This window comes from Streptomyces sp. Root1304 (assembly GCF_001426405.1).
Classification (GTDB): Bacteria; Actinomycetota; Actinomycetes; order Streptomycetales; family Streptomycetaceae; genus Streptomyces.
Window position 1 is genome coordinate 421811 of the sequence record NZ_LMEP01000022.1, and the last position, 17357, is coordinate 439167.

Here is a 17357-nt window from a genome sequence, read left to right on the forward strand (position 1 = left end):
AGATCTCGCCGGAGATCGCGTCGAACGGTGTCCAACCGTCCGGAGCCCCGGCGTCGATCATGCTCGAACTGGTCGACGAGGACGGGACGACGATCGGCACGGCGGAGAAGCTCGCCGCGCACCAGGCGCCCGGCCTGCTGCACCGTGCCTTCTCCGTCTTCCTCTTCGACGAGTCCGGCCGGCTGCTGCTCCAGCGCCGCGCGCTCGGCAAGTACCACTCCCCCGGCGTCTGGTCGAACACCTGCTGCGGCCACCCCTACCCGGGCGAGGCCCCCTTCGCGGCGGCGGCCCGGCGCACCTTCGAGGAGCTGGGCGTCTCGCCCTCGCTGCTCGCGGAGGCCGGTACCGTCCGCTACAACCACCCGGACCCGGCCTCGGGCCTGGTGGAGCAGGAGTTCAACCACCTCTTCGTCGGCCTCGTGCAGGCCGAGCCGAAGCCGGACCCCGAGGAGATCGAGGACACCGTCTTCGTGACCCCCGAGGAGCTCGCCGAGCGCCACGCCGCCGCGCCGTTCTCCGCCTGGTTCATGACGGTGCTCGACGCGGCGCGGCCGGCCGTCAGGGAACTGACGGGTCCGTCCGGGGGCTGGTGACCGTCGGAGTGCGAGGCATGCCTCCCGGCCCCGGTGCCATCGGGGCCAGGGGCAGCGCCGCCCAGATGATCTTCCCGCCGCTCGCGGTGTGCTCGACGTCGCAGGCGCCGCCGGACTCCTGGGCGATCTCCCGGACCAGGAGCAGACCGCGACCGCCGGTCTGCCCGTAGTCCGCCTCCAGGGCCTTGGGCCGGTAGGGGTGGTTGTCCTCAACGGACACCCGGACCCACTCGGGTCCGATGGCCACCTCGACCGCTATCTCCGGGGACAGCAGCGCCGCGTGCCGTACGGCGTTGGTCACCAGCTCGGAGACGATCAGCAGCAGGCCGTCCATGATCTCCTCATGGAGCGGCACGCCCTGGCGGACCAACAGGTCGCGTACGGCGTGCCGGGCCTGCGGGACGGAGACGTCGACCGCGGCAGCGGTGAAGCGCCAGACTCCTTCGTAGGACGGTTGCCGGACGGGGACGTCCCCGTGATGCTCCACGGTCCGGTTCCCGCCCTCGTGCTCGATTCTCGCCACGGATCGAGTCTTGGCAATCCGCGTGGGCGTACCGGCCTACTGACCAGAAGTCGACACTTATCGGCCGCGTTCTGATCGGGTGAGTATGCCGATGTCAGTTGTTCGACTGATCGGGCGCGCTTTCCGACCGCTCCGGAGGGACCTCGGCCGGGGAGCCGTCCGAGGGGGTGCCGACGGGGCCCTTCGCCGGGTGCGGGGTCACCATGCTGACGATCCTCCGGCCGCCCACCCCGATCGCGATGAGGCCGAGGCCGTCGAAGAGCAGCGCGAGCGAGAAGAAGACCCCGAGAACGTACAGGCTGCTGTGCGGCCAGTCGAACAGGACCAGCAGACCGAGCAGCAGCCCGAACGCACCCTGGAGCAGCGTCCAGCCGAACTGCGGTCCGCGCACCACGACGCTGCCGACCAGCCGGAAGAGGCCGCCGGTCAGGAAAAGCAGGGCGGCGAACATCGTCAGGGCCTCCGCCGAACCCTGCGGGTGCCGGATCACCACGACGCCTGCCGCGATGTTCAGGGCGGCCACCACCGCGGCGAGCCAGAAGTAGTTGGTCCCGCGCGACTGGATGGCCTGGAGCAGGCCCACCACACCGCCGATGAGCAGCAGCCAGCCGAAGAGCAGCATCGAGGTCAGGGTGGCGACCCCGGTGTAGATCAGGCCGACAATCCCGCCGAGCACCAGCAGGGCACCGAGCACGGCGAGCCAGCTGAAGCTGCGGCTGAGCCGCTTCCCCTTGCGGGTCATCTCGCGGACGGGGTCCGGTTCCCCGTGCCGCTCGCGGGCGTCCTTGGCCATGCGGTGCCTCCTCGGGACGACCCCTTCCTGATCGTACGATCAGGCCCGCCGGATAGCATCCGGCCCATGGAGCCGCAGCTGAAGGCCAGCGTCACGGACGGGATCGCCACCGTCGTCATCGCCAACCCCGCCAAGCGCAACGCGATGAGCGCCGGCATGTGGCGCGCCCTGCCCGGCCTCCTCGACCGGCTCGCCGCCGACCCGGCCGTACGGGTCCTGGTCCTGACCGGCGAGGGCGACACCTTCTGCGCCGGGGCCGACATCGCGGCGCTCCGGGAGCCCGGGGACGAGCAGCAGGCGCTCGCGGTACGGGCCGAGGAGGCGCTCGCCGCCTTTCCCCGGCCGACCCTGGCGGCCGTCCGGGGCTTCTGCGTCGGCGGGGGCAGCCAGCTCGCTGCCGCCTGCGATCTGCGCTTCGCCGAGGAGGGCGCCCGCTTCGGGATCACCCCGTCGAAGCTGGGCATCGTCTACCCGTCCTCGTCCACCCGCCGCCTCGCCGCGCTCGTGGGCCCGTCTGCCGCGAAGTACCTGCTCTTCTCCGGTGAGCTGATCGACGCGGACCGGGCGCTGCGGACCGGGCTCGTGGACGAGCTCCACCCGGCGGGCGAGCTGGACGAGCGGGTGGCCGCGTTCACCCGGGTGCTCGCCTCCCGCTCGCTGCTGACCCAGGCTGCGGCCAAGGAGTTCGCCGACGGGCGGCTCGACCGGGACGCCCACTGGGCGGAGCAGGCGCGCGGCAGCGGCGACACCGCGGAGGGTGTCGCCGCCTTCCTGGAACGCCGCGCGCCCCGGTTCACGTACGGCGGCTGAGGGTCAGCCCTCGCTGCCGGGGCCCTCGGCCCGCTCGCCCCGCCAGTGCGCCACGATCGCGGCCGGAGCCTTCTCCGGCGAGCCCGCGTCGTACGGCGGCTGGGGGTCGTACTCGGTGAGCAGCTGGATCGTCTGGGCGGTCTCGTCCCCGGCGATCCGGCCGAGCAGGTGCAGGGCCATGTCGATGCCGGAGGAGACGCCGGCGGCGGTGACGTACTTGCCGTCGAAGACGACCCGCTCGCCGGTGGGCTCGACGCCCAGTGCCTTGAGCTCCTCGTGGGCGAGCCAGTGGGTGGTGGCGCGGCGGCCGTCGAGGAGCCCGGCGGCGGCCAGGATCAGGGAGCCGGTGCAGACCGAGGTGGTCCAGGTGCTGGTCTCGTCGGCGGTACGGAGCCAGGTCCCGATCTCCGGGTCGTTCATGGCCGTCCGCGCGTCGGGGCCGCCGGGGACGAGGACGATGTCCGGGGCCGGCACCTCGGCGAGGGTCCGGTCGGCGACCAGGGCGAGGCTGCCCTGGTCGTTGCGGACGGGGCCGGTCTCCTTGGCCACGAAGACGGTCTCGGCGCCGGGGAGGCGGGCGAGGAGCTCGTACGGGCCGACGGCGTCGAGCGTGGTGAAGCCCGGGTAGAGGAGGACGGCGATCTGCATGCTGATCCCTTTCGGTGCGGTGGGCGTCGGTCCGGCGGGGTGCGTGCGCACCCGGCCGGCGGGCGTTCAGGTGCCGGGGGCGTGGAAGCGGCGGCGGTACTCGGCCGGGGGCGTCCCGAGCGTCCTGGTGAAGGCGCGGCGCATCCCCTCCGGAGTGCCGTAGCCCGAGGCGCGGGCGACCTCCTCCACGCCGCGCGAGGTCTCCTCCAGGAGGCGCCGGGCGTGTTCGAGGCGTACCCGGTCGACGTACCGGCCGGGGGTCGCCCCGGTCTCCGCGTGGAAGGCGCGCGCGAAGTGGCGGGGCGAGAGCCGGGCGCGGGCGGCGAGCGACTCCACGGAGAGGTCCCCGTCGGGGTGCTCGGTGATCCACTGCTGGAGGTCGCGCAGCGGCTCCCGGCGGGCGGTCTGGGCGGCCAGCTGGACGCTGAACTGGGCCTGGTTGCCGGGGCGGCGCAGGAAGACGACCAGGTGGCGGGCGACGGTGAGGGCGACGTCCCGGCCGAGGTCCTCCTCGACGAGGGCGAGCGCCAGGTCGATGCCGGCCGTGACCCCGGCGGAGGTGGCGAGCCGCCCGTCCCGTACGAAGATCGGGTCCGGGTCCACCTCGACCTCCGGGTAGCGGCAGGCGAGGTGGTCACAGGCCGTCCAGTGGGTCGTCGCCCGGTGTCCGTCGAGGAGTCCGGCCTCGGCGAGGAGCAGCGCGCCGGTGCAGACCGAGACGAGGCGCCGGGCGTCCGGGGCGTGGGCGCGCAGCCAGTCGATCAGGGCCGGGTCCGGCGCGCGGGTACCGTCGCCGCCGGGGACGACGAGGGTGTGCGGGGCGCCGTCGGCGACCGCCTCGGCGAGCGTGGTGTCGGGGAGCAGCCGCAGACCGCTGTGCGTACGGACGGGTCCGCCGTCCAGGGAGGCGGTGCGGACCGGGTACGCGGACGGGTCCCCGGCGGCGCGGGCGGCACCGGCGAACACCTCGAAGGGGCCGGTGACGTCGAGGCTCTGGACGCCGTCGAAGAGGACGACGAGGACGGGTCGCTGCGTCATGGCTCCATCCTCGGAGCGGGGCGGCGGCGACCGCAATGACGCCGAGCCCACCTTTTCTGCCATCCCCCGTTCCCGCAGTCCTCCGGGTACGGCGGGCTCCGGACGGTTCCCGTCGTACCGACCAGTCGGTAACCTTCGGTGCATGACGACTGCCCTGCCGCCGCGTGCCGGACGCCGCTGCCACAACGCCCTCAACCCGCTCCACTCCACGCTCTACTTCTCGCCCGACATGGACCGCGAGTTCGGTGCGCTCGGCTTCACCGACCTGAGCGCCATGCGGCTCGCCGCGCGCAGCGCCCCGCTCGGCGCGGTGGGCGCCGGAACCGTCGCCGCGACCTTCTACAACTACAGCCACGCCCTCCTCGCCGGCCACCTCCCGGCCGTCTGGGAGACCGCCTCCCCCGCCGAGGTGCTGGACGCCCGGCTGCGGACCGCCGACGCGACCCTGCGCCGGCTGCTCGGCGAGGAGACCGTCACCTCCCCGGAGATGGCCGAGGCGGCCGGGCTCGCGCTGCGCGCCACCGAGGCCTGCACCCGGCACGCCCGGCCGCTGTACTCGGCCAACGCGGACCTCCCCGTACCCGAGGAGCCCCACCTCGCGTACTGGTACGCCGCCACCCTGCTGCGCGAGCACCGGGGCGACGGGCACCTCGCGGCCCTGCTGTCCGCCGGACTCGACCCGGTCGAGGCGCTCGTCTCCCACACCGCCACCGGCAAGGGCATGAGCCCGCGCTGGGTGCTCGGCTCCCGGGGCTGGCGGCGCGCCGACTGGGACGCGGCGACGGAGCGGCTGCGCGGGCGGGGACTCCTCGACGCCGAGGGCGAGCTGACGGATTCGGGGACGGCCCTGCGGGACGAGCTCGAGGAGCACACCGACCGGCTGGACGCCGCCCCGTACGAGCACCTCGGCGCGGCCGGCGTCGAGCGGCTCACCGAACTGGGGCGCGGCTTCCTGGTCACGGCGGCCGTCGCGGGCGCCTTCCCGGCGGATCTCGTCGGCAAGGGGTGACCCGGGGGCGCCGGAAAGGCGCCCGGGACGCGCGCGGGAAGGGTCGGTTACCGCGTACGGGTGAGCGACCCGGCACAATGCACTCGCAAGCTTGAGGCACGAGAAGGCGAGTCGGGACACCGTGACGACGTCCATCGAAGCAAGGATCGCCGAGGAGCTCGGCGTACGCGAGCGACAGGTGAAGGCAGCCGTCGAGCTGCTCGACGGCGGTTCCACCGTGCCGTTCATCGCGCGCTACCGCAAGGAAGCGACGGAGATGCTCGACGACGCGCAGCTGCGCACGCTCGAAGAGCGTCTGCGCTATCTTCGCGAGCTGGAGGACCGCCGGTCGGCGGTCCTCGACTCGGTACGCGAGCAGGGCAAGCTGACCGAGGAGCTGGAGGCACGCATCCGGGCCGCCGACACCAAGGCGCGGCTCGAGGACATCTACCTGCCCTTCAAGCCCAAGCGGCGGACGAAGGCCCAGATCGCCCGCGAGGCCGGTCTCGAACCGCTGGCGGAGGGCCTGCTCTCCGATCCCTCGGTGGAGCCCGCGGCCGCCGCCGCGGCCTTCGTGGACGCGGACAAGGGCGTGGCGGACGCCGCCGCGGCCCTGGAGGGCGCGCGGGCGATCCTCGCGGAGAAGTTCTCCGAGGACGCCGACCTCATCGGCGAGCTGCGCGAGCGCATGTGGGGCCGGGGCCGGCTGGTGGCGAAGGTCCGGGGCGGGCAGGAGGAGGCGGGGTCGAAGTTCGCCGACTACTTCGACTTCACCGAGCCGTTCACGGCCCTGCCCTCGCACCGGGTGCTCGCCATGCTGCGCGGCGAGAAGGAGGACGTGCTCAGCCTGGACCTGGAGCCGGAGGAGCCCTCCGAGACCCCCGGGCCCTCCTCGTACGAGGGAATCGTCGCGGGCCGCTTCGGCGTCGCCGACCGGGGACGCCCCGGCGACAAGTGGCTCCAGGACACGGTCCGTTGGGCCTGGCGGACCCGCATCCTCGTCCACCTGGGAATCGACCTGCGGCTGCGGCTGCGGACGGCCGCCGAGGACGAGGCGGTACGGGTCTTCGCGGCGAACCTGCGCGACCTGCTGCTCGCCGCGCCGGCCGGCACCCGGGCGACGCTCGGCCTCGACCCCGGTTTCCGCACCGGCGTGAAGGTCGCCGTCGTCGACGCGACCGGCAAGGTCGTGGCCACCGACACGATCTACCCGCACGTGCCCGCCAACAAGTGGGACCAGGCGCTGGAGAAGCTGGCGCGGCTCGCGAAGGAGCACGCCGTCGACCTGGTCGCGATCGGCAACGGCACCGCCTCCCGCGAGACCGACAAGCTGGCGGCCGAACTCCTGGCCAAGCACCCCGAGTTGAACCTGACCAAGGTGATGGTCTCGGAGGCGGGCGCCTCGGTCTACTCGGCCTCCGCCTTCGCCTCGCAGGAACTCCCCGACCTGGACGTGTCGTTGCGCGGGGCCGTCTCCATCGCCCGGCGGCTCCAGGACCCGCTGGCCGAGCTGGTGAAGATCGACCCGAAGTCCATCGGCGTCGGCCAGTACCAGCACGACCTGGCCGAGGTGAAGCTCTCCCGCTCCCTCGACGCGGTCGTCGAGGACTGTGTGAACGGCGTCGGCGTGGACGTCAACACCGCCTCCGCGCCGCTGCTTTCGCGGGTCTCGGGCATCAGCGGCGGCCTCGCCGAGAACATCGTCGCGCACCGGGACGCCAACGGCCCCTTCCGCTCCCGGCGGGCGCTGAAGGACGTCGCCCGGCTCGGCCCGAAGGCGTACGAGCAGTGCGCGGGCTTCCTCCGCATCCGGGGCGGCGACGACCCGCTCGACTCCTCCTCGGTGCACCCGGAGGCGTACCCGGTGGTGCGCCGGATGGTGAAGGCGACGGGCGGCGAGGTCGCGTCGCTCATCGGCGACACGGGCCGGCTGCGCTCGCTGCGGGCGGACGACTTCGTCGACGAGACCTTCGGTCTGCCGACGGTGACGGACATCCTGCGCGAGCTGGAGAAGCCGGGGCGCGACCCGCGCCCGGCGTTCAGGACCGCGACCTTCAAGGACGGCGTCGAGAAGATCGGCGACCTGGAGTCCGGGATGGTCCTGGAGGGCGTCGTCACCAATGTGGCCGCGTTCGGCGCCTTCGTGGACGTCGGCGTGCACCAGGACGGCCTGGTGCACGTGTCGGCGATGTCGAAGAACTTCGTCAAGGACCCGCGCGAGGTCGTGAAGCCCGGTGACGTGGTCAAGGTGAAGGTCCTGGACGTGGACATCCCGCGCAAGCGGATCTCGCTGACGCTGCGGCTCGATGACCAGGCGGGCGCCGAGGCGTCCGAGGGCGCGCCCCGCCGGGAACGCGGCGAGCGTTCCGGCCGGCCGCCGCAGCAGCGGCAGGGCGGCGGCGGAGCAGCCGGTGGCGGCGGTGGTGGCCGCCGGACCGAGCGCGGCGGGCAGAACGACCGCGGCGGCCGGGGTGGCGCCGGGGGCGGCCAGGGCGAGCGTGCCGGACGCGGCGGGCAGGGCGGCCGGGACCGGTCCTCCGCTCCCGCGCCCGCGAACAGCGCGATGGCCGACGCCCTCCGCAAGGCGGGCCTCCTGGGCGAGGGCGGCGGCAAGCGCCGCTGACCGTCCGCCCTCGGGCTGTCACTGAAGCGAAGGAGGCCACGGCCCGTCGGGCCGTGGCCTCCTCGCGTGAGAAGCCGCGTTCTCGCGTGGATCCTCGCCGTTACGGAAGGAAGCGCAGGGCCCACTCGGCGCGGTTGGCGACGGCGAGGTCCTCGTCCTCCGTCAGGGGCCTCAGCAGGCTCCCCGCGGTCTTCGGGTCGGCCTGCACCAGATCGACGATCTCGGCGGCCAGGCCGTCCTGGTCGTCGCCCAGGTCGACGGCCGAGGCGCGGATCAGCGTCGGCAGGGCGTCCGGGCCGCCGATGGCGGCGAGGACACCGCCGAGGAGCTCACGGGCGTAGGCGTTCCGCTCGGTGAGCGCGCGGTCCAGTTCCGCCTGGAGGCGGGGCAGGAGACCCGCGTCGCCCGAGGCCGCGACCTCGTCGGCGAGGTCGATCGTCTCGTCGACGTCCGCGTCCAGATCGTCCAGCATCGCGGTCAGCCGGGTCAGTAGGTCGGTCATGGTGCTGCCTCCTGGAAAGCGCCGTCCACGAGGACGGGAACGGTCGTCGAGCCGTCGGTCTCGGCGGCCACGGCCACGTCCTGCGGAAAGCCGTACTCGTACAGTTCACGGCCCGAGTCGCAGCCGTGCAAGGCGGCGGCCGGGTCCTCGGTCGCGGACCACAGCGTGGCCGCCGCGGTCGCCTCCGGGGTCAGGGTGCGCGGGCCCGTGAGGGCGGCGAGCACCGCTCCCGCGCCCAGCAGGTCTTCGAGCGCCGGGCGCAGCGAGCCGTCGGGCCACCGCTCGCCGGAGGCGACGACCGCGAGCGGGCGGTCCGCCGTGCCGTAGCCCCGGTCGGTGAGCCAGCGCGCGACGGCCGTGGGATTGCGCAGGGAGGCGGCGACGACCGCCGCGCCCCCCGAGGCGGCCTCCGCCGCGATGGTGGAGCCGTTCGGGGACGGCAGGACCAGCCGGGGCGGCCCGGGGGCGGCGCGCAGGGCGGCCGGGGAGAGCGTCCACGGGTGGGCCGCGGTGGCCTCGCTCCGGCCGACGGCGAGCACGGCGTCCTTCTCCCGCGCGTACGCCGCGGCGGTCGCGTCCCGCCAGCGGTACGGCAGGACGGCGGTGCCGCCCTCGACGGCGACGCCCACGGAGGTGGTGAAGGACAGCACGTCGACGACGACCACACAGGCGGCCGCCGGGGCGAGGACCCGTGCTTCCACGGGCCCCCAGCCGAAGGAGACGGTCATCACCGGCCCGGCCCGAAGGGGACGGAGCGCGGACCCGATCCGCGCCGGAGCACCATCAGAGCTCGGTCACCTTGCCGTCGGCGACCTCGATGCGCCGGTTGGTGCGGACCGCGTCGAGCATGCGCCGGTCGTGGGTGACGAGGAGGAGCGTGCCGGTGTACGAGTCGAGCGCGGACTCCAGCTGCTCGATGGCCGGCAGGTCGAGGTGGTTGGTCGGCTCGTCGAGGACGAGCAGGTTCACGCCGCGGCCCTGGAGCAGGGCCAGCGCGGCGCGGGTCCGCTCGCCCGGGGAGAGCGTGGTGGCGGGCCGCATCACGTGGACGGCCTTGAGGCCGAACTTGGCGAGCAGGGTACGGACCTCGGCGGGCTCCGTGTCCGGCACGGCGGCGCAGAAGGCCTCCAGGAGCGTCTCCGTGCCGTGGAACAGCTTGCGGGCCTGGTCGACCTCGCCGACCACGACGCCCGAGCCGAGCACCGCGTCGCCGGAGTCCAGCGGCAGCCGGCCGAGCAGGGCGGCGAGCAGGGTCGACTTCCCGGCACCGTTGGCGCCGGTGACGGCGACCCGGTCGGCCCAGTCGATCTGGAGGGTGACGGGGCCGAAGGAGAAGTCGCCCCGGCGCACCTCGGCCTCGCGCAGGGTCGCGACGACCGAGCCGGAGCGGGGCGCGGCGGCGATCTCCATCCGCAGCTCCCACTCCTTGCGGGGCTCGTCGACGACGTCGAGGCGTTCGATCATGCGCTGGGTCTGGCGGGCCTTGGCGGCCTGCTTCTCGCTGGCCTCGCTGCGCGCGTTGCGGCCGAGCTTGTCGCCGTCGGTGGCCTTGCGGCGGGCGTTCTTGACGCCCTTGTCCATCCAGGACCGCTGCATGTGGCCGCGGGCTTCGAGGGCGGCCTTCTTGCCCGCGTACTCCTCGAAGTCCTCGCGGGCGTGCCGCCTCGCCCGGTCCCGCTCCTCCAGGTAGGCCTCGTAGCCGCCGCCGTAGAGGGTGATCTGCTGCTGGGCGAGATCGAGTTCCAGGACCTTGGTGACGGTACGGGTGAGGAACTCGCGGTCGTGGCTGATGACGACCGTCCCGGCGCGCAGCCCCTTCACGAAGGCCTCCAGGCGCTCCAGACCGTCGAGGTCCAGGTCGTTGGTGGGCTCGTCGAGCAGGAAGACGTCGTAGCGGGAGAGCAGCAGGGAGGCGAGGCCGGCGCGGGCGGCCTGGCCGCCGGAGAGGGAGGTCATCGGCTGGTCGAGGCCGACGGTCAGGCCGAGGGAGTCGGCGACCTCCTCGGCGCGCTCGTCGAGGTCGGCGCCGCCGAGGTTCAGCCAGCGTTCCAGGGTGGTCGCGTAGGCGTCGTCGGCGCCGGGCGTGCCGTCGACGAGGCCCTGGGTGGCCTCGTCCATGGCCGTCTGGGCGGCGGCGACGCCGGTGCGGCGGGCGAGGAACTCGCGCACGGTCTCGCCTTCGCGGCGCTCCGGCTCCTGCGGGAGGTGGCCGACGGCGGCGGTGGGCGGGGAGAGCCGCAGCTCGCCCTCCTCGGGCGTGTCGATCCCGGCGAGCAGCCGCAGCAGGGTCGACTTGCCGGCGCCGTTGACGCCGACGAGGCCGATCACGTCGCCGGGGGCGACGACGAGGTCGAGCGCGGCGAAGAGGGTGCGTTCGCCGTGGCCGGCGGCGAGGTCCTTGGCGACGAGGGTTGCAGTCATCAGGGTATGAATCCTAGGCCCTGTCGTCACCGTGGCGTCGTCCGCCCGGAGGGCAGGGGCCGCGGCCCCTGGCGGGGCTTTGGCAGCGGGGCCTCAGGCGACGGAGCGGCACGCCGGGGAGCCGAGGAGGCGGAGCAGCACGGAGCGGTAGGTGGCACCGGGGAAGCGGTACGGGCCGACGCCCGGGTAGCCGTCGCGGACCGGGTCGACGGTGGGGCCGGTCTGCCAGGCGAAGTCGCGCCATACGACGACGTCGCCGTCGCCCTCGTCGTACGCATCCTCGCCGACTTCGCGTGCGACGACGGCCGTGACGGCTCCGCAGCCGGGGTCGTCGCAGTCGGGGCAGGCGTAGATCACCTGGCGGCCGTCGGCGGACGCGGGCTCGGGGTCGAGGAGCCGGCGGAGGTGGTCGGCGCGGAGGACGGGCGGGAGGTCGGACGCGAGGGGCGGGACCGCGTCGATGCCGTCGGCCTCGTCGAGCAGCCGGAGCAGGGGCCTGCCGTCGACGAGGAGGTCGACGGGGTCTCGGCGGGGGGCGGTGAAGCCCCCGGCGGGGAGACCGCTCGCGGGGGTGGCGGGGGCGGAACCGGAGGTGTGGTCGGTGACGAGGTCGAGAGTCGTGTAGGCGCCGGGCATGCCTTCGAGTCTTCCGCGCTTCCGTGGCCGGGGGGTCTTGGAAATGTCCCGGTCCCGGAACGGTCCCGGTGGGCGGCGCGGGGTGATCGTCACGGGTGGCGAAGGGCGGGCGGCGGAGCGATTTCGGTCCGCGAACGGCCGCGGGGCGGGGCCGTTCGCCGTTCCTTCGACCGCGGCGCCGGCCTGGCTCCTTCGGACCGCCGGGGGAACGGCCGCGGGGCGGGTGCGGCCCCTTCGGACCGTACCCGCCCCGCGTGACCGCCCGTTACTTCCAGAGCGGGGGCTTGCTGTTGTTGTCCGCGTCGGCGCACTGGCGGGCGCGCCGCTCCAGGGCGTCGGCCTTGGCGAGGGCCTTGCGGGCCTCCGTCGTGGCGCCGAGGCGCTTGAGCTTCGCGGCGCGGTCGCGCTCCTTGCGGGCGTCCGCCCGCAGCTTGCTGATGTTGCAGGTGATGGTGCCGGCCGAGGCGGGCGCGGCGGTCACCGTCTGGCCGAGCAGCACGCCCCCGGCGAGCAGCGTCGTGGCGAGCAGGGCCGGCAGGAACCGGCGTGCGGTGGTGGTGTGGCTCATGGCGTGTCTCCAACTTCCAGGCCGTGGGGACCTGTTCGAGGTATGGTCAGTACCAGCCGGTAACTTTACCTCGGCAAACGCCGGATCCACGCCAGGGAGCGCCGACGGCACCCGATCGTCAACACTCCTCCACAGGACTCCCACTGACGAGGTGATAGGTGGCGCGGCCGTCGAGCAGCAGCGGGACGAGCGCGCGCCGGGACTGCCGCATCGGGACGAAGGCCCCCGCACCCTCGGCGCGGACCGTGACTCCGTGCAGGGCGAGTTCGTCGCCCGCCTCCGCGTACTGCGCGGCGTCGAGCCGGTAGCCGCACGGCGGGTCCGCGAGGATCTCCGAGGGCTCCGGCGGGTCGTTGTCGGCGCCGCCGAGATAGACCGGGCCCCGGTCGGCGAGTCCGGCGCGCCGGGCGGTCGCGGTGGCGAGGGCCAGGGGGACGCGCCGCTCCTCCACGTAGGCGAAGGCGCCTTCCAGGGCCGCGAGATGGGAGGCGACGCGACGCCGGTGGTTGCGTGCCGGGTCGTTCCGCTCGGCCTCGTCGAGCGCGTCCACCCGGGTCTCGACGAGCAGTCCGGCGGCGTTCTTGATGCCGACGGTGTTCCGCAGGATCCGCTCCTGCCCGTCGCCCGCGACCTGCTTGAGGGGCTTGCCGGTGAGGGGGTCGGTCCAGATGCCGTAGATGCCGCTGCTGTATCCGGCGGCCCCGGCGGCGGGCCGCACGTAGGACTCGGAGAGGGTCCGCGACTCGTCGTGCACGTGCGGATCGGCGTCGAGGCTGCGCGGCCAGAGGGCGAGCAGGTCCTTGTCGTAGTAGCGGGGGGTGGCTCCGTACTCGTGCAGGTCGTAGACGAGTTCGGGCCTGCGGTCGCGGATGACGGCGGCGACCGCCCGCGCCTCGGCGGTCCGCAGGGCGATGTGGTCCCGGTTGACGTCGACCCCGTCGCCGTTGCCCCGGGTGTCGGCCTCGCGTCCGTCGGGGTTGGCGGTGGGGACGACGAGGACGGTGGTACGGGCGAGGAGGCGGCGGGTCTCCGGGTCCCGGGCGAAGGCCAGGTCGCGCACGGTGCTCAGACACGCCTCGCGGCCCGCGGGTTCGTCCCCGTGCTGGCTGCAGACCAGCAGGACGGTGGTGCGGCCCGTACCGAGGCCGACGAGGCGGAGCGGGCGGCCCTGCGCGGTGGTGCCGATCACTCGCGCCGAGACCCGCTCGCCCCTCCGGGCGACGGCCGCGAGGAAGTCGCCCTCCTCGGCCTCGGTGGTCCACCGGGCGCCCCGGCTCTCCTCGAATCCGGTGCGCGGGAGCGGCTGCACGGGCGCGCTGTCCGCCGCCTTCACGGGGACGGTGACGAGCGGCAGCGCGAGGGCGGCGGCCCCCGCCACGAGGGCGAGGGTGCGACGCGAACTCCGCTGTGCGGTACTGGGGTTCATCGAGCGGCTCCGGGCAGGCGCGGACCGCTGACCCCGGCCGGCGGTACGGCGGCGCTCAGCGACGGTACGGCGGTGGGCGGCGTCACGGCGGGGTGCGGTCCCGAGGTGGCCCGGCGGAACGCCTCGGCGCCGCCGACCAGCGGCACCTTCGCCCAGCTGCGGGCCAGGTCGAGGGTCAGGGTGGGGGTGGTCGACGGAGGGTCGAGCAGGTCCTTGTCCGTGCCGCCGACGATCAGGGCGAGCCGGTGGCCGGCCGGGACGACGTGGTCGGTGGCGGCGAGGTCCAGCGTCATCGTGTACGCCCTGCCGGGGGTCAGCGGGCGCTCCTCGCCCGGGTCGGCCCAGGTCCCGAGGTCGGCCCAGCCCCGGCTGACGACGGTGTACCCGACGTCCGCCGTACGCGCCTCGGTCTCCAGGAAGCAGGCGCTGTCACCGGGGGTGCTCGCCCCCCAGCAGGTGCGGTCGGTGAGGGTGGTGATGCCCTCGCCGGGCGCGCCGTAGTCGCGGATCGTGTCGGGTCCGAGGTCGACGAGGACGGCGGAGAGGTGCGCCGTGGCGGTGGTCGGGGTGGCGGTGACCGTCACCTTCGAGGAACCGGAGATCCGCAGGTCGCGGGAGAGGGGTCGGGTGACGAACCCGGCCTTCTCGGGGGTGGCGCGGTCGATCCCGGCGGCCCAGTCGAGTTCGCCGAGACCGGGGTCGTCGGTGAAGGTCGCGGTGGAGCCGGGGGCGGCGGCCGTGCGGCCGAGGACGCCGGGGCCGGCCTCGGTGCCGGGGGCGGGGCGCAGGGTGGTGGTGCCGGTGGTGCGCGGCGGCCACTGCCGGTCGGTGGTCCAGCGGTCCGGGGCGCGCTCGATGTCGGCGGCCGGCTCGCGGTCGATGCCGTTGTCGTAGCCGAGGAGGTAGTGGTCGAACCAACGGTGGAGGGTGCGGACCCAGTCGGCGCGACGGTAGTCGAAGGGGTCGACGTGGCCGGTCTGGGAGAGCCAGATCTTCCGCTCGACGCCGTGCGCGGCGAGCGCGTCCCACCACTGACCGAACTGCTGGGCACGGACGTTGAGGTCCTGCTGTCCGTGGACGACGAAGACGCTCGCCTTCACCTTGCCCGCGTTCCGGACGTGGTCGCGCTCGGCCCAGGCCGCGGTCCGGTCGCCGCTGTACGGGGTGCCGGCGGCGACGCGGTCCTGGACGGCGCCGCAACGGGCCTGCGCCTCGGGGCTGTTCACGTACTCGGAGAGCCAGCTCGGGTTGGCGTTGTAGAGCGGGGCGCCCTGGGAGTGGAAGTAGTCGTACCAGGAGGAGATCGCGCCGATCGGCACGATCGTCTTCAGCCCCTCGACGCCGGTGGCGGCGACGCCGTTGGCGATGGTGCCGTCCCAGCTCTTGCCGATCATGCCGACGTTCCCGGTGGACCAGGTGGTGGCGCGGGCTCCGGTCTCCCCCGTACGGGAGGTGTAGCCGCGGGCGCGGCCGTTCAGCCAGTCGACGACGGCCTTGGCCGACTGGACGTCGGAGCGGCCGCCGACGTCGTCGCAGCCGTCGGAGCGGCTGGTGCCCGCCAGGTCGACGGCGACGAAGGCGTAGCCGCGCGGGACGAAGAAGTTGTCGTAGAACAGCGGGAACCGGACGGGGTTGCCGTCGGCGTCGTAGGTCTTCTTCTGCCCCTCGTTGCCGCGTCCGCAGCAGGCGTAGTACGGGCTGGCGTCCATGATGACCGGGATCTTCCGGCCGGCCGCGGCGGGTTCCCGGGGGCGGACGATGTCGACGGCGACCCGGTCGGTCCGGCCGTCGCCGTCGCCGTCGAGTCCGGTGTCGACCCAGACGGACTCGCGGATCGCGTCGGCGTAGGAGTGGACGGGCCGGGACTCGCGCGGGGCGGGCCCCGGTCCCGCGTCGGCGGGGGTCACCAGGGTCGCGAGCAGGGCGGCGGTGGCCGCGACCACGAGGGTTCCGTACGGCAGTCGGGCTCCGCGGGTTCTCCGCTTTCGCATCGGCATGGGCGGGAACGTACCCCGGTCAACTCCCGTGCAAAAGAGTGCCGGAGAGACCCGTGTGCCGACGGTGACCCCGTCTCAGGGCCCTTCGATGTGATTCGTGTCGGCCGAATGGCGATCGTGTGACAGGAGGTGCTCTGGACGTGACGGTGCGTCGGGGGGCTGAATAGTGTCCGGACTAAGGACCGACGACCACACGCGCGTCTTACGTTTCTTATGACTTGGGGAGCACCTGTGCACCGCAGAATCATCGTTCCGAGCGCCCTCGCGGCCTCCCTGCTGCTGGCGATCCCGGCATCGGCGGCCGACTTCAGTCCTGGGGCCCCGGGCATCGGCGACTCCTACTACCCCACCAGTGGCAACGGCGGCTACGACGTCTCCCACTACGACCTGCGCCTGAAGTACCAGCCCGCCACGGACCTCCTGGAGGGCACGGCGACGATCCTCGCCACGACCACGCAGAACCTGTCCCGGTTCGACCTCGACATCGGCCTGCGGGTCAGCGAGGTGCGGGTCAACGGCCGCCCGGCGACGTTCGCCGCCTCGGGCGCCCACGAGCTGGAGGTCACCCCGGCGAGCCCGCTGGAGAAGAACAAGGCGATCTCGGTGGTCGTGCGCTACGCGGGCAAGCCCTCCGAGGTGAAGATCGACGGCTGGTCGGCCTGGGCCCGCACCCCGGACGGCGGGGTGGCGGCGCAGGAGCCGGATTCGGCCGTCTGGTGGTTCCCCTCCAACGACCATCCGCTGGACAAGGCCACCTTCGACGTCTCCGTCCAGGTGCCGGACGGCACCCAGGCCATCAGCAACGGTGTGCTCCAGTCGCAGTCCTCGCGCCTCGGCTGGACGCGTTTCAACTGGCGCTCCAACAAGCCGCAGGCGACGTATCTGGCCACTCTCGCCGTCGGGAAGTTCGACATCACGACGGACCGGACCGCGAACGGGCTGCCGGTCCTCAACGCGTACAGCAAGGACCTCGGGGACAACGACGGCGCCGCGCGCGCCTCGATCGAGCGCACGACCGAGGTCGCGGAGTGGCTGGAGGGGGTCTTCGGGCCGTACCCGTTCAACGCGCTCGGCGGTTACGTACCCAATGTGACCAGCGGCTTCGCCCTGGAGACGCAGACCCGTCCGTTCTACAGCCCGCGCCAGTTCGCCAACGGCGCGAACGTGTCGGTGGTCGTCCACGAGCTGGCGCACCAGTGGTACGGCGACAGCGTGTCCGTCCGCGGCTGGAAGGACATCTGGGTCAACGAGGGCTTCGCCCGCTACAGCCAGTGGCTGTGGTCGGAGAAGGAGGGCGAGGGCACGGCCCAGGAGCTGGCGGACTACGTGTACGCCACGCGGACGGCCGAGGACCCGTTCTGGACGGTGAAGCCGGGTGACCCGGGTGCGGACGACCAGTTCCACATCGCCGTGTACGACCGGGGCGCGCTGGCCCTCCAGGCGCTGCGCAACGAGATCGGCGACGAGGACTTCTTCGCGATCCTGAAGGGCTGGCCGCAGCAGTTCGCCTACGGGAACGCCGGCGTGGCCGATTTCGTACGGTACGCGGAGCGCGTCTCCGGGAAGCCGCTGGCCGAGCTGTTCGACACCTGGCTGTACCAGCCGTCGAAGCCGTCCGCGTCGACGGCGGCGGCCGTCGGTCTGTCGGTCCCGGCGGCGGCACCGGCGTCCGGTGGTCCGGCCGCGCGGACGACGGCCCCGAAGCCGGCCCAGCCGAAGTCATGGAAGAAGATCGCGGCGACGAACACGGTCCACGAGACCGGGGAGCACGGCGGGCGCTGAGCCGCCGGA

General features: G+C 73.6%; 16 protein-coding genes. 5 read left to right on the forward strand and 11 right to left on the reverse strand.

Annotated features, from left to right (window positions below):
* Window positions 1-59 precede the first annotated feature (59 nt).
* The gene (gene idi / locus ASD33_RS21295; protein WP_199863569.1) at window positions 60-593 is read left to right on the forward strand and encodes an isopentenyl-diphosphate Delta-isomerase; all 534 of its coding nucleotides are present in this window, start codon (window positions 60-62) and stop codon (window positions 591-593) included.
* Here the strand turns inward: idi and ASD33_RS21300 are convergent.
* Window positions 559-1080 carry an ATP-binding protein gene (locus ASD33_RS21300; protein WP_242427165.1) on the reverse strand — a complete coding sequence of 174 codons (522 nt, stop codon included), beginning with the start codon at window positions 1078-1080 and terminating at the stop codon, window positions 559-561. The two genes, idi and ASD33_RS21300, sit on opposite strands and share 35 nt — an antisense overlap.
* A gap of 130 nt (window positions 1081-1210) precedes the next feature.
* Window positions 1211-1909, reverse strand: coding sequence for a DUF308 domain-containing protein (locus ASD33_RS21305; RefSeq protein ID WP_056562613.1), 699 nt, complete (start codon window positions 1907-1909; stop codon window positions 1211-1213).
* A gap of 66 nt (window positions 1910-1975) precedes the next feature.
* Between ASD33_RS21305 and ASD33_RS21310 the strand changes: the two genes are divergently transcribed.
* On the forward strand, window positions 1976-2719 hold the full coding sequence (locus ASD33_RS21310; RefSeq protein ID WP_056562615.1) for an enoyl-CoA hydratase/isomerase family protein: 744 nt from the start codon (window positions 1976-1978) through the stop codon (window positions 2717-2719).
* A 3-nt stretch (window positions 2720-2722) separates the two neighbouring features.
* On the opposite strand, the gene ASD33_RS21315 is transcribed toward ASD33_RS21310, so the two are convergent.
* Together ASD33_RS21315 and ASD33_RS21320 are read right to left on the reverse strand one after the other, a co-directional pair.
* The gene (locus tag ASD33_RS21315; protein ID WP_056562618.1) at window positions 2723-3367 is read right to left on the reverse strand and encodes a DJ-1/PfpI family protein; all 645 of its coding nucleotides are present in this window, start codon (window positions 3365-3367) and stop codon (window positions 2723-2725) included.
* Window positions 3368-3433: 66 nt separating this feature from the next.
* On the reverse strand, window positions 3434-4405 hold the full coding sequence (locus tag ASD33_RS21320; protein WP_056562621.1) for a GlxA family transcriptional regulator: 972 nt from the start codon (window positions 4403-4405) through the stop codon (window positions 3434-3436).
* Window positions 4406-4547: 142 nt separating this feature from the next.
* Between ASD33_RS21320 and ASD33_RS21325 the strand changes: the two genes are divergently transcribed.
* The gene (locus ASD33_RS21325) at window positions 4548-5414 is read left to right on the forward strand and encodes a hypothetical protein (RefSeq protein ID WP_056562625.1); all 867 of its coding nucleotides are present in this window, start codon (window positions 4548-4550) and stop codon (window positions 5412-5414) included.
* 121 nt (window positions 5415-5535) lie between these two features.
* Window positions 5536-8016 carry a Tex family protein gene (locus tag ASD33_RS21330; RefSeq protein ID WP_056562628.1) on the forward strand — a complete coding sequence of 827 codons (2481 nt, stop codon included), beginning with the start codon at window positions 5536-5538 and terminating at the stop codon, window positions 8014-8016.
* A gap of 100 nt (window positions 8017-8116) precedes the next feature.
* Here the strand turns inward: ASD33_RS21330 and ASD33_RS21335 are convergent, their stop codons facing one another.
* From ASD33_RS21335 to ASD33_RS21365, 7 genes are all read right to left on the reverse strand, one after another.
* Complete coding sequence (locus ASD33_RS21335) at window positions 8117-8518, reverse strand: hypothetical protein (RefSeq protein ID WP_056562631.1); 402 nt, start codon at window positions 8516-8518, stop codon at window positions 8117-8119.
* On the reverse strand, window positions 8515-9219 hold the full coding sequence (locus ASD33_RS21340) for a 2-phosphosulfolactate phosphatase (protein ID WP_347232296.1): 705 nt from the start codon (window positions 9217-9219) through the stop codon (window positions 8515-8517). Before ASD33_RS21340 ends, ASD33_RS21335 begins: the two co-directional genes overlap by 4 nt.
* An 82-nt stretch (window positions 9220-9301) precedes the next feature.
* Window positions 9302-10939, reverse strand: a complete 1638-nt coding sequence (locus ASD33_RS21345) for an ABC-F family ATP-binding cassette domain-containing protein (RefSeq protein WP_056562634.1) — start codon at window positions 10937-10939, stop codon at window positions 9302-9304.
* Between the two features lie 93 nt (window positions 10940-11032).
* Window positions 11033-11575: a hypothetical protein gene (locus ASD33_RS21350; protein ID WP_056562636.1), complete on the reverse strand. Its 543-nt coding sequence runs from the start codon at window positions 11573-11575 to the stop codon at window positions 11033-11035.
* Between the two features lie 265 nt (window positions 11576-11840).
* Complete coding sequence (locus ASD33_RS21355; protein ID WP_056562638.1) at window positions 11841-12143, reverse strand: hypothetical protein; 303 nt, start codon at window positions 12141-12143, stop codon at window positions 11841-11843.
* Between the two features lie 118 nt (window positions 12144-12261).
* Entirely contained in the window at window positions 12262-13569 is a 1308-nt protein-coding gene (locus tag ASD33_RS21360) for a M14 family metallocarboxypeptidase (protein ID WP_056562640.1), read from the reverse strand.
* Window positions 13566-15560: a Xaa-Pro dipeptidyl-peptidase gene (locus tag ASD33_RS21365; RefSeq protein ID WP_107103777.1), complete on the reverse strand. Its 1995-nt coding sequence runs from the start codon at window positions 15558-15560 to the stop codon at window positions 13566-13568. The genes ASD33_RS21360 and ASD33_RS21365 overlap by 4 nt, the downstream gene beginning before the upstream one ends.
* A 237-nt stretch (window positions 15561-15797) precedes the next feature.
* On the opposite strand from ASD33_RS21365, the gene ASD33_RS21370 reads away from it, so the two are divergent.
* Window positions 15798-17348, forward strand: coding sequence for a M1 family metallopeptidase (locus ASD33_RS21370; RefSeq protein ID WP_056562647.1), 1551 nt, complete (start codon window positions 15798-15800; stop codon window positions 17346-17348).
* The last annotated feature ends 9 nt before the right edge of the window (window positions 17349-17357 follow it).